Origin of the sequence: Brevibacterium sp. HMSC07C04 (assembly GCF_001815905.1) — a bacterium.
Taxonomy (GTDB): Bacteria; Actinomycetota; Actinomycetes; order Actinomycetales; family Brevibacteriaceae; genus Brevibacterium.
Genome location: NZ_KV823232.1, coordinates 1 through 11,488, shown reverse-complemented (window position 1 = coordinate 11,488; position 11,488 = coordinate 1). Strand labels below are relative to the sequence as shown.

Here is an 11,488-nt window from a genome sequence, read left to right as displayed (position 1 = left end):
CCCGTTCACAACCTCCCGAGGAACTACACCTAGGGTGTGTTGCTAAAGGCTGATGTGTGGCGTGCGGGTGATGCTTAAGGCGTGGCGCGTACTGAGATCTCCGATGAAGTCTGGGCTGTGATCGGCCCGCTGTTCCCGGTTCCGAAGGCGACGGGGCGTCCGCCGGTGGAGCGTCGCGCGGTGGTGGAGGCGACGGCGTGACGGTATCGGACCGGCGCGCCGTGGCGGGACGTGCCGGAGCGGTTCGGGAACTGGAACACGATCTACAAGAATATCAACCGGTGGTCCGAGCAGGGCGTCTGGGCGCGCGTGCTCGAGAAGGTTCAGTCCCTCACCCACCAGCGTGGTGAGCTGGACTGGGTCTCATCGATCGACTCGACGATCGTGCGTGTCCATCAGCACGGCGCGACCCTCCGACGGGACACAGGGGGCTCGATCGAACTACAAGAAGTTCGGGCCGGAGCCGCCTGATCACGCGATCGGCCGCTCCCGCGGTGGACTGACCACCAAGAACCACCTGGTCTGCGACGGGAAAGCCAGAGCGCTGGCCTTCCTGTTGACGCCGGGGCGGGCAGCAGACACGAGCATGCTCATCGACACGCTCTCCGAGATCCGCGTCCCCGGGCGAACCGGCAGACCGAGGTCACGGCCGGACCGGGTGCTCGCGGACAAGGGCTACCCGTCGAAGGCGAACCGGGCCTGGCTGCGCGAGCACGGCATCGCCACCACGATTCCCGAACGTGACGACCAGATCGCACACCGTCTCAAGCGGCCCGGCCGGCCGATCGACTTCGGCCACGAGCAGAAAGAACGCTACAAGCGCCGCAACGTCGTCGAACGCTGCTTCAACAAGCTCAAGCAATGGCGCGGCATCACGATGCGCTCAGACAAGACGGCCCGCAACTACCACTCCGCGATCTGCCTCGCCGCAACCCTCCAATGGGTTTAGCAACACGCCCTAGCTGCTCACCAGCGAGACGTAGAGCGCATCGGTGGCCGAGCGCCCCAAGGGCACAGGTGCCACTGCGCCCGTGACGCGCACGTCCACGGCGTCGGAGAAAGGCGCACCCTCCTCCAAGGCGAGGACGGCCCCGACCACGATGCCGTGACCTTCGAAGAACTGCAGCAGCGCCGGATCCGCGTCCGAGATTCGCTCGACGAGGACCCGCTCCCCTGCTCCGATCCCCGTGAGCTGCTGCGCCTCAGGGATTACCACAGTGCCATCGGCCGCGGGGATCGGATCGCCGTGGGGATCACGCGAGGGGAACTCCAGATAGGCGTCGATCCGATCGACCATGAAGTCCGACACCGCGTGCTCGAGGTTCTCCGCCTCGTCGTGCACCTGGTCCCACGAGTAGCCCAGGACGCTGACCAGGAAGGATTCAATCAACCGATGCCTACGCACCATCGCCAAAGCGTGCGCACGCCCGACCTCGGTCAGCTCCACCGACCCGTACGGGGCGTGGGACACCAGCCCTTGGTCGGCGAGCCTGCGTACCGCATCCGACGCGGAGGACAGCTTCAGGCCCGTCCGCTCCGCGATCAGCGTAGGAGTGACCGGTTCCGTCGACCACTCCGAGAGGCCCCAGACAGCCTTGAGATAGTTCTGGGCGCTCGTGGACAGGTCAGAGACGGACATGAGTCCAGGATAGCGCGAACTCTGGACTACGAAGAGGCCGCGTAGAGAACTACGCCTCTGGCATGCCGCAGGATCATACGCTGCGCAGGCACCTCTAGAAAGTCCCTTCTGAGCCCCCGGCTTCTGAGACTGCGTTCTGGGACCAGATCACCGGCCACGCGCCGGGGATCGGGTCTCGTCTCGTCAGGGTGATGTCTGTGAGACGCGTCGAACACGTCTCACGCGGGAGCTTCGGCGACCGACCCCTGCACAAGCCAGACGAAGACGACCCGGCGAGCCATGGGTTCAGCGCAGAACGGTCTCCGACGTCCCCGAGTACCGAGCGCACGGCTCTGGCCATTAGGTCAGCAATTGCTGTATGGTCAGTACATGCTGACTATTGCTTCGCGTGTCGAGGTCATGAACCGGCTCGGCCGTGCCATGGCGGATCCGACCCGTTCGCGCATCCTGCTATCACTCCTGGACGAGCCGGGCTACCCGGCAAAGCTGGCCCGAGACCTGGAGCTCACGCGCACCAACGTTTCCAACCATCTGTCCTGCCTGCGCGGCTGCGGGATCGTCGTCGCCGAGCCGGAGGGTCGGCAGACGCGCTACGAGATCGCCGATCCCCACATCGCGGCGGCGCTCACGGCTTTGGTCGACGTCACCCTCGCCGTCGACGAGAGCGTGCCGTGCATGGATCCGCGGTGCACGGTCCCGGGCTGCTGCGCCCCCGAAGGGGCCGAGCGATGAGCGACGAGTGCTGCGGCGTCGACGAGCCGCATCGCGGGAACAGGGCGACGAAGACGGCGTCGACCCAACTGATCTCGGTCAGCAGCGGCCCGACGGCCACGGGCGATGCCTGCTGCGGCCCTGTCGACCCGACCACCGAACTATCCACGCCCGAGGGCGACGCGTGCTGCGGACCGTCCGAGCCCCGCCGCGACGAGCACGAGGACATGCCCCCATGGTGGCGCGACCCCTCTCTCGCCTTGCCTGCCGCCTCCGGGCTACTCTGGGCAGCGGGCCTGATCCTCGAGTGGACTGGCCTCGAGGTCCTGGCGCTGGTCGTCTTCGCCCTCGGGCTCGCGGCCGGGGCATGGACCTTCGTGCCCGGCACGCTCAGACGGCTGTTCACCGCAAGAGGCCGTGGACGCCTGGGCGTCGGCCTGCTCATGACCATCGCCGCGGCCGGAGCGGTGCTGCTCGGCCATGTCGGCGAGGCGGCGGCGCTGGCGTTCCTGTTCGCCTTGGCCGAGACGCTCGAGGACCGTGCGATGGACCGTGCCAAGGAAACGCTGCGCGCGCTGCTCTCGCTTGTCCCCCAGACCGCGCGGGTCTCCCGGATGTCGGGCACCGTCGACGTCCCGGTGGCGGAACTCCGGGAGCTCGACCTCCTCGTGGTCGGCGCGGGCGAGCGGGTCGCGACCGACGGCGTCGTCGCTGAGGGGCGCTCGAGCATCGACGCCTCCGCCTTGACCGGGGAGTCGATCCCCGTCGAGGTCGGCCCAGGCGACCCGGTGTCCGCCGGCGCGGTCAACGGGTCCGGTTCGCTGCTCGTCGAGGCCACCGCCGACGGCCGCGACAACTCGCTGACCCAGATCGTCGCCCTGGTAGAGCAGGCCCATGCCCGCAAGGGCGAGAAGGCCCGGCTGGCCGACCGCATCGCCCGCCCGCTCGTGCCCGCCGTCCTCGTCGCCGCCGTCGTGGTCGCATTGTTCGGCTTCCTCGTCGTCGACCCGTCGACGTGGATCGAGCGTGCCCTCGTCGTGCTCGTGGCAGCATCCCCGTGCGCGATGGCGATCGCCGTTCCCGTCACGGTCATCAGCGCGATCGGGTCGGCCTCGAAGTTCGGCGTCGTCGTCAAGTCCGGTGCCGCGTTCGAGCAGCTCGGCACGATCCGCATGGTCGCCTTCGACAAGACCGGCACGCTCACGCAGGGCAGTCCGCAGGTGACGGATGTCCGAACCGTTGCCGGGACCTCCCGCGACGATGTGCTCGCCTGGGCGGCCGCCGTAGAAGCGACCAGCACCCATCCCCTGGCGGCCGCGATCTCTGCCGCCGCCCACGACGTCCCGGCGGCAGAGGAAGTGAACGAAGAGGCCGGGCACGGACTCGCTGGCCGCGTCGACGGCCGGGCGATCAGGGTCGGCAGTCCCCGGTGGCTCGACCCGGCGGGTCTGCGCACGGATGCTGATGAGCTGACCGAGGCCGGGATGACCGTCGTGGTCGTCGAGGCCGACGGCGAGGCCGCCGGACTGATTGGAGTGCGCGATGAGCTACGCCCCGAGGCCGCCGAGACGGTGCGCATGCTCCGCGACCAGGGCATCGGCACGGCCATGCTCACCGGCGACGACTCCCGCACCGCGCGCCCTGGCACGGGAAGCGGGCATCGACGACGTCCGCGCCGAGCAGCTCCCAGCCGACAAGGCGACCGCGATCACGGAGCTGACGTCAGCCCGACCGACTGCGATGGTCGGCGACGGCATCAACGACGCACCCGCGCTGGCCACGGCCACCGTCGGCATCGCGATGGGAGCCACGGGCTCTGCCGCCGCCGTGGAGTCGGCCGACATCGCCTTTACCGGCCACGACCTGCGCTTGATCCCCGCCGCCCTCGCCCATGCGCGGCGCAGGCGGAGAATCATGACGGCCAACATCGTTCTCGCGCTGACGATCATCGTCGTCCTGTTCCCGCTCGCCCTGTTCGGCGTGCTGGGACTGGCCGGCGTCCTCCTCGTCCACGAGGCCGCCGAGGTCGTCGTCATCCTCAACGGCGTGCGCGCCGCGCGCCGCCCGGCTGCTCTGCGGACGGGTAGTGCCGTGAGAGAGCGGGACCCGGCATGATGCGCACCAATCCGCTGGACGGACTGCCGATCGCCTGCGCGTTCACGCCGGGTGCGGGCAAGGACCAGATCGAGCGCTGGCGAGCCTTCGACGACGAGTACGCCCTCGGCGTCGAGCGCACGGAGACCAGGGTCGTTGTGCGCTATGCCAGGACGGACGAATCCGTTCAGCGGCTGCGAGAGCTCGTCGCGGTCGAGAGCTTATGCTGCTCCTTCGTCGACTGGGGAGTCGAGGACGACCGGAAACGCCTGCTCTTCGTCGTCACAGGCAGCGCCGAGCAGCTCGCCGCGCTCGACCTCGGATAGTCGAATCGACGGCTCAGTCTTGCTAGCCTGAGACCACTACATCCCCCACGCCTCTCGACGACGCGCACTTGGGGGATTTTCTCTGCTCAGACCAGTGTGAGCGCCCACGCGCTCATCGCGCTGGACCTTCCCCACGAGACGACTATCGCCCCGGGAGTCCGAACCGTGAGGTCCGAATAGTCACCGGGGCGTTACATTAGACAGTATACCGTAGTCGTGCCCTCGACTCACGGGCGTCGGCGCGAGACGAGCCCGTCCTCGTAGGCAAGGACGACGAGATGGGCCCGGTCCCGGACGTAGAGCTTCGAGCGCGGGGCACTTCTACCACGGGCCCTCACCACCATGGTTGCCGGGATCGCACGCGTGAGGACCAGAATGCTGGTGCCGGCCGTAAGCCCTGCCTTCGTAGTCCGACCAATGCTCGCAGCGCTGAATTCCAGGCATCAGTCCGTCTCCACATCCGGCCCGGCAACGAAGGACTCGTACGTCGCATCAGCGGCCGAGAATCGCAAGACGTTCAACCGGCCGGTCACTTCGACTGACCCATCGATGTAGTAGTGGCTGTCGCCATCATGGAATGTGCCATGGGATCCGTCTTCGTGCATCTCGGATGTGCGGACGTGGCCGGCGATCACTGTCTTGATGAACGGCCCGAACGTCGGAGGGAACTTTTCGGCGAGCACGTGGTCGGGCGTCGCCGCGCGCCACATCTCCCCCGCCTCTTCGTCCACGCCGGCGTGCACGAAGATCTGCTCGTCGGTCTCGTGGACGCGCGGCAGCCTGCGCAGCCAACCGACGATCTCCGAGTGCTTCATCAGAATCGCGTTCTTGATGTTGTGGTTCATCGTCGGCCCGTCGAGGACGGACGCGTCGCTGCTGGGATCGCCGTGCCCGAGCGCATGAGCGAGCTCAAGAGGGTCGAGGAACGATTTCACGGTGCCGAGGTCAGCATCACCCAACAGCCAGGAAAGAGTCATCGTCATCGCCGTCCAGCCAGTCGAGAAACCAGTCGTCGTGGTTCCCGAGCAGCGCGGTCACTCGTTCCGGGAACCGCTGCTGCAGGTCCCTGACCGTCTCGAGCACCTCGCGGCTGGCTGGGCCGCGGTCGACGTAGTCGCCAAGGAGGACCAGCTCGGCAGCGGGGTCGCGGTCCAGGTCAACGAGCTGAAGGGCCGCGTGGAAGGGGTCGATGTGGCCGTGGATGTCAGACAGGGCGTACGAGCGGGCTCCGAAGCTGACGGACGAACAGCTCTTCACCGCCCGGGAGTTGGTCAAGCACGGCGTCCCGAAGGCGGCCATTGCACGGGAGCTGGGTGTCTCGGCAGACGCTGTACACCGCGCTTGCCGGCAAGGGTGTCTACGCACCCGACGATGAGTGAGTGTGCACAAAGAGCCCCGCGGTCAGAACGATCGCGGGGCTCTTTCTGCGCTCACCTGCTGGCAGCGACGCCGGTCGACGGAGAGGATGGAGACCATGACGCCGACGAACCCGCCCAGCCTTAATGACGCCGTCCGTGAAGCCGTCACCATGCGTCCGATCCCCCGGGAGGCACTACGGGCCGGAGCCAAGGCCGCGGCCGATGTCGCCATGAGACGTCACACGCTTGGTCGGTCGGTCACGCGGGACAGCGAAGGCTGATCAGACGTCCGGCCAGTGACATCGCCGGCTGCACTCAAATGCCGGGGGGTGCCCCTATGTTTTTCGTCAAGGGGTAAAGGTCAGATTCCTCAAGAATATTCGGTTTGGCTCGGATGTCAGGGGTGATCGGTCCGGGAACTGCCTCCCAGACTGACCTGGCACTTCGCTTCAGTACGGTTCAGGCAGCTGTGGCCGCCTCGGGTGTGTGGAAGTAAGCGCCATCGCGCAGCATCGCGTACAGCACGTTGCAGCGCCTGCGCGCTAAGGCGATCAGTGCTTGATTGTGTTTCTTATGCTCGGCACGTTTCTTGTCGTAATAGGCCTTCGACAACGGGTCCTTCAACGCAGCGAACGCGGACAAGAACAACGCTCTTTTGAGGATCTTGTTCCCCCGACGCGAGGAATGGTCTCCTCGGATCGAGGTTCCTGACCGCCACGTCACCGGTGCCAGGCCGGCATAGGAGGCGAGGTGTCCGGCGGATTCGAAGTCCTTACCCACGACCTCGGTCAGGATCCGCGCCGCGGTCCTGACGCCGACTGCCGGCATCGACGTCAGGAGCCCGAAAAGCGGATGTGATTCCACCAGCTCCTCGATCCGGGCGAGTACGTCGTCCCGTGACGTTCGTGTCTGCGCCAACGACGTCGCCAACTCGGGTAGGACGAGTCCGGCCGCGTCGGTGCCCGACACCTCCACCGTCTGCCCATTGAGTGCGGTGAAGATCGCTGTCGCCCACCTCTTCCACGCCCGGGGTGCCTGCTTGCGCAGCAGAGTCTCGACTCGGTGTTTCCCGGCATGCTTGAGCGCTTTCGGTGTCGGGTATTTCGCCAGCAGGGCCAGCATGGCCGGATGATCCAAGTGCGGACCGATCACGGTCTCGAGTCCGGGGTGGATCTGAGTGAACAGACCGCGGATCCGATTCGACGTGGCCGTGGCTTGTTTGGCGAGGTCATCGTCGTAGCCGCACAGCATCGACAACTCCGCGACGTTCTCATCCGCGGCCCGAATGCCCCGCAGCGTCTGCGGCATGGTTCGGGCGGCTTCAGCGATGATGCCGGCATCGCGGGCATCGGTTTTCGCCTCGCCAGGGTGTAAGTCAGCAATGCGACGCATCGCCAACCCCGGCAGGTAAGCAACCGCGAAGCCCTCTGCTTGGGCGACCGCGATGGGCAGGGCCCCGATCGTGGCAGGCTGATCGACAACAACCAGCAGCTGACCGTGTTTGGCCAGCCGGGTGAGTAGGGCTTTCAGTTTCGTTTCGTTCTGCGGCAGTGCCTTCGATAACAGTTGTTTTCCGTCGCGATCAACAGCGACGGCGTGGTGGTTGTGTTTGCCGACATCGATGCCGATGAATACGTCGGTGTCAGCGTGGTTGGTGATCATGTCACTCATCTTCTTCGACTCATGTGACCGGACATTTTGGTTGTGGTTCGGCTGGCCGGTGGTGCTGTGGCTCCAAGGTTCGGCATCCACGTTACGGTCGGGCTCAAGGCATGGGTTCTGCCAGTGGTTCTGGCCCCTATCAGCGATTTCCCTGGTGCCTTCGAACCCCGGTGACTACACCCTCCGGATCATGATGACTGGGGGCATCAATCATGCCGGGGCCCTTAGGCCAGCGACCCCTTTCTATCCTGACGGATGGTGGGGCTACTTAAAAGGTAACGGGGGGAATCGTCCTGCACACCCTCGGCAAGGACTTCCTGTGCGACAGCGACCCGTCGATCCCCCTGTCGGACAGACCACAGGGCCTTATCCGTCGGGTCGAGGTCGAGGAGGTCGGCCATCTCGTCCCAACTCAGTCCGGCCTCGTGCATGGTCCTCATCCGAGCCACGATGGACCAGTACCGCCAGCGTTCAGCGGCCAGTGGGTCATGGGCGGCGTCCTGCCGGTAACGACGGAAGTCCCGGCGAGCTTGGTCGGCTTCGGTGGTCATTGGCACTCCCCTTCCTCAACCGTCACGTGCGGACGGTCGCCTGCGTCTGCCTCTTGTTGCCGGCCACATCAGTCCAGGACACGACGCACTCGACGGCATCAGGTGATCCCATGGCCAGCAGCAAAGGGAACCTGGCTTCGCCACCGGGCGGGATCGTGCCGAGGGGCCCATCTTCTCGATGCACGCCGAAGTAGGCATCTTCGGACAGGTCCTCGAACTCGAAATCGACATCGGTGGCCGGCCCCTTGGACATGTTGTGCAACACCAGCGACCAGTGGCGCTGTGTCTTCACTCGCCCTTTGCTGTCGGTGCGGACGCTCTCACGTACCTCCGCCCGCGGCCACACGCCCTCGGATGGGTCTGGGCCTTCCGGCTCAGCACTCTTCGATGCCTCGACCGACTGCTGGAACTGCGCGGTTGCCCGGCTGAGGAAGTTGTTGAGGTGGCCCACCAGGTCACCGTCATGCGCATACTCGAAGACAAGTGCTGTCTGGCGCAGTTCGTTCAGGTAGGAGTCCAATCGCTTTCTCTCATCCAGCGCCGGACCGCTCAGAGGCGATCGTGGGCTCGAGTTCGCCAGAACGGCCACCGACTTGCCGGCATCGACGAGGACCCTGATCTCCTCAGCTGTTCCTGAGTCCGCTTCGCCGGTCTGAGTGCCGAGGCGGTCGTAGAAGAGAGCGACGGCGAAGTCGGCCTCCTCGACGATCTGATCGTTGAGGATCGCCTGAGGACGCTCACCGAACTCGGGCACAGCATGTTCGGTCCACGACACCGGAAGGACCGTGAGCCCGACGACGCGGCCGAGGTTGAGATTCCACTGGCTGATCGTTCGGCGAATGACAGCCATGTCTGCAGTCGGCACGTCGCCGGGAGCCGAGATCAGCAGATGCAGGGCGAGAGTCGGATAGGCCATCATCGGCTCCTTCGTGTGGTCGTCAGGTCGTGGACGTCTTCTGCGTGACCTTACCGTCTCGGGGTCGAAAGTCTTCCTTCCCCGCGGGTGCGGGTACAGCCGGACAGTGCAGAAGAAGTCGATGACCCGGCGCTTGATCATGAGGTCCGCGTTGTCGAAGGCCGTCACGGGGTCCTTCGCGTCCAGCACTCCCCCGAGATCGACCGTGGCCGTCAACGACCGGCGTTCGGCCTCCAGGGCAGCGATGGCAGTGTTCTCGCGGTCGCGGATGCGCTTGAGATCGTAGCCTTCGATGATCTCCTGGTCGTAGTCGTGCTGCGCACGCTTGACCCTGGCCTGGTGGGTGCCGATCTGGGCCCGAATCGCCTGCAGGCGCGGCTCGTCACCTGTGGGGATCGCATCTGCCAGGTCCGGTCGGGCCAGACGTGCCCGGATGATCTTGAGTACCCACGGCTCCACATGACTGTGCGAGCGGTTCAGGTGGCCCGCAGGACAACGGTATCTGTTCGAGGACGTGATCACCGGGGTCTCGCAGATGCCGCAGAGGTAGAGACCGGAGCCGAGGTGCTTTCTTGCCGTGGAGCCGGTGCGGTTGGTGATGCGCTTCGGCTCGTTCAGACGTTCCTGGACCGTCCACCACACCTCCGGCTCCACGATGGGCGTCCACTTCCCCATGACGGGGTTGCCGTCGTCATCACGCAGGATCTGGGCGTACCAGCTGCGGCGCTTGTTCTCGGCCCGGTCGTTGCGGTCGGTGTATACCGAGTAGCCGGCATAGCGCGGGTTGCGAAGGATGCCCAGTACCGTCGAGGAGTCCCAGGGACCGTCGTCGGGTACGGGTTGGGCGGAAGACCAGCTGCTTCACGTTTCACATTACGCTCGATTGCCAGCACCCTGTTGCGCTTGGGCAGATGCGGCAGCGAGGCCGGAACATTGTTACCGACGACACCTGACAGCGCCTTGGCAATCGATGCGACCGTGGGACCGTCTTGGATGGAGAAGAGTCGGTAGATCTCGTGAACGACCACGGCCTCGTCCTCGATGAGGTCGCCACTGGTGGCATAGCCGAGTGGGCGAACGCCCTTGGGGGCTCGACCCTGCCGAGCGCGTTGCAACTGTGCGGCCGACTGCCTCTCACCTTTAACCTCGATCTCGTTGCGGGCAATGGCGGAGAACATGTCGGCGGACAGCCGCCCCGCGGCGGTCGTGCAATCGATGTCGGAGCCTTTGGAGAAGGTCAGGAGGATCTTGTGCTCCTGGGCGGCCTCGATGATTCGCACACCGTCAGCACGGTTGCGCTCGAGGCGCGGCCACTCCTGCGCGACGATGACATCGATCAATCCACTGGCGACGTCGGTCAGAAGACGCTCGAAGGCGGGACGCTTCTTCCTGCCGGAGCCGGTGGTGTCGTTGTCCTCATACACTTGGACGAACGTCCACCCCCGCCGCTCGATGAGCGCATCCCCGCCTACATCGAGCGCATCGCCCAGCGCGATCCGTTCAGCGGCCGCGTGGTCACCGGCGGCATCGTCACCGCCGAGGACTCCTCCTGGCTGCTGAGCTGGACGGTCGATCGCCAGCCGCACTTCAAGAAGCAGCCGAAGGATCAGATCGTCGTCTGGGTCTACGGTCTGTTCGTCGACGTCGACGGCGACTACGTGAAGAAGCCCCTGGCGCAGTGCACCGGCGAGGAGATCACCCAGGAGTGGCTCTACCACCTGGGCGTGCCCGTCGATGAGATCCCCGAGCTCGCGGCGACCGGCGCCCGGTGCGTGCCGGTCATGAGGCCCTACGTGACGAGCCAATTTATGCCCCGCCGCGCGGGTGACCGGCCGCAGGTCGTGCCGGAGGGGGCGGCGAACTTCGCGTTCCTCGGGCAGTTCGCGGAGACCGGCCGCGACACGATCTTCACGACCGAGTACTCGGTGCGCACCGGCATGGAGGCCGTCTACGAACTCCTCGACGTGGAGCGCGGCGTGCCGGAGACCTGGGGCTCCACGTACGATGTGCGCGACCTCCTCGAGGCCTCGGCGCACATGCGCGACGGCAAGAAGATGGAGATGCCCGGCCCGGCCGCGCTGCGCGGCTACCTGCGCGACAGGCTCGAGCACGGGGAGATCGGCCAGCTCCTCGAGGAGCACGGCCTCATCTGAGTCCCGCCCACCGCGGGTGCGCCTCGGGCCCGGCCCCGAGGCGCACCTAGGTGTACTTCCCCGTGAGGTTGTGAACGC

At 66.1% G+C, this 11,488-nt stretch carries 9 protein-coding genes and 4 pseudogenes; 6 read left to right on the top strand and 7 right to left on the bottom strand.

Going from position 1 to position 11,488, the window contains the following annotated elements:
- Window positions 1-231: 231 nt before the first annotated feature.
- Both HMPREF3162_RS12105 and HMPREF3162_RS12100 read left to right on the top strand, forming a co-directional pair.
- Window positions 232-471: a hypothetical protein gene (locus HMPREF3162_RS12105; RefSeq protein WP_370919400.1), complete on the top strand. Its 240-nt coding sequence runs from the start codon at window positions 232-234 to the stop codon at window positions 469-471.
- Window positions 389-949 (top strand): IS5 family transposase, encoded by a 561-nt coding sequence (locus tag HMPREF3162_RS12100; RefSeq protein ID WP_370919399.1) that lies wholly within the window; start codon window positions 389-391, stop codon window positions 947-949. Before HMPREF3162_RS12105 ends, HMPREF3162_RS12100 begins: the two co-directional genes overlap by 83 nt.
- Window positions 950-958: 9 nt before the next feature.
- Here HMPREF3162_RS12100 and HMPREF3162_RS00150 read toward each other — a convergent pair whose 3' ends face one another.
- Window positions 959-1,639 (bottom strand): metal-dependent transcriptional regulator, encoded by a 681-nt coding sequence (locus HMPREF3162_RS00150; RefSeq protein WP_070576468.1) that lies wholly within the window; start codon window positions 1,637-1,639, stop codon window positions 959-961.
- Between the two features lie 369 nt (window positions 1,640-2,008).
- On the opposite strand from HMPREF3162_RS00150, the gene HMPREF3162_RS00145 reads away from it, so the two are divergent.
- From HMPREF3162_RS00145 to HMPREF3162_RS00135, 3 genes and pseudogenes are all read left to right on the top strand, one after another.
- Complete coding sequence (locus tag HMPREF3162_RS00145; protein ID WP_070576465.1) at window positions 2,009-2,371, top strand: Cd(II)/Pb(II)-sensing metalloregulatory transcriptional regulator CmtR; 363 nt, start codon at window positions 2,009-2,011, stop codon at window positions 2,369-2,371.
- Window positions 2,372-2,577: 206 nt separating this feature from the next.
- A pseudogene (locus tag HMPREF3162_RS00140) lies at window positions 2,578-4,465 on the top strand (heavy metal translocating P-type ATPase).
- Window positions 4,462-4,770 carry a hypothetical protein gene (locus tag HMPREF3162_RS00135; RefSeq protein ID WP_070576462.1) on the top strand — a complete coding sequence of 103 codons (309 nt, stop codon included), beginning with the start codon at window positions 4,462-4,464 and terminating at the stop codon, window positions 4,768-4,770. The pseudogene HMPREF3162_RS00140 and the gene HMPREF3162_RS00135 overlap by 4 nt, the downstream one beginning before the upstream one ends.
- A gap of 443 nt (window positions 4,771-5,213) precedes the next feature.
- Here HMPREF3162_RS00135 and HMPREF3162_RS00130 read toward each other — a convergent pair whose 3' ends face one another.
- From HMPREF3162_RS00130 to HMPREF3162_RS12095, 6 genes and pseudogenes are all read right to left on the bottom strand, one after another.
- Window positions 5,214-5,753 (bottom strand): hypothetical protein, encoded by a 540-nt coding sequence (locus HMPREF3162_RS00130; protein ID WP_141750259.1) that lies wholly within the window; start codon window positions 5,751-5,753, stop codon window positions 5,214-5,216.
- Entirely contained in the window at window positions 5,722-6,027 is a 306-nt protein-coding gene (locus tag HMPREF3162_RS00125; protein ID WP_176747315.1) for a metallophosphoesterase, read from the bottom strand. The genes HMPREF3162_RS00130 and HMPREF3162_RS00125 overlap by 32 nt, the downstream gene beginning before the upstream one ends.
- Window positions 6,028-6,587: 560 nt before the next feature.
- The gene (locus HMPREF3162_RS00120; RefSeq protein WP_070576451.1) at window positions 6,588-7,790 is read right to left on the bottom strand and encodes an IS110 family RNA-guided transposase; all 1,203 of its coding nucleotides are present in this window, start codon (window positions 7,788-7,790) and stop codon (window positions 6,588-6,590) included.
- A 224-nt stretch (window positions 7,791-8,014) separates the two neighbouring features.
- The gene (locus tag HMPREF3162_RS00115; protein WP_141750258.1) at window positions 8,015-8,347 is read right to left on the bottom strand and encodes a hypothetical protein; all 333 of its coding nucleotides are present in this window, start codon (window positions 8,345-8,347) and stop codon (window positions 8,015-8,017) included.
- Window positions 8,348-8,363: 16 nt separating this feature from the next.
- Window positions 8,364-10,082 (bottom strand): annotated as a pseudogene (locus HMPREF3162_RS11245) (recombinase family protein); the annotation flags it as partial.
- 326 nt (window positions 10,083-10,408) lie between these two features.
- Window positions 10,409-10,681 (bottom strand): annotated as a pseudogene (locus HMPREF3162_RS12095) (recombinase family protein); the annotation flags it as partial.
- A 24-nt stretch (window positions 10,682-10,705) separates the two neighbouring features.
- On the opposite strand from HMPREF3162_RS12095, the pseudogene HMPREF3162_RS00105 reads away from it, so the two are divergent.
- A pseudogene (locus HMPREF3162_RS00105) lies at window positions 10,706-11,410 on the top strand (oleate hydratase); the annotation flags it as partial.
- Window positions 11,411-11,488 lie beyond the last annotated feature (78 nt).

Excerpts from the sequence above, each read along its gene's own strand:
- HMPREF3162_RS00150 (WP_070576468.1), bottom strand. The coding sequence starts at position 1,639 with ATGTCCGTCTCTGACCTGTCCACGAGCGCCCAGAACTATCTCAAGGCT.
- HMPREF3162_RS00145 (WP_070576465.1), top strand. The coding sequence starts at position 2,009 with ATGCTGACTATTGCTTCGCGTGTCGAGGTCATGAACCGGCTCGGCCGT.
- HMPREF3162_RS00135 (WP_070576462.1), top strand. The coding sequence starts at position 4,462 with ATGATGCGCACCAATCCGCTGGACGGACTGCCGATCGCCTGCGCGTTC.
- HMPREF3162_RS00130 (WP_141750259.1), bottom strand. The coding sequence starts at position 5,753 with ATGACGATGACTCTTTCCTGGCTGTTGGGTGATGCTGACCTCGGCACC.
- HMPREF3162_RS00120 (WP_070576451.1), bottom strand. The coding sequence starts at position 7,790 with ATGATCACCAACCACGCTGACACCGACGTATTCATCGGCATCGATGTC.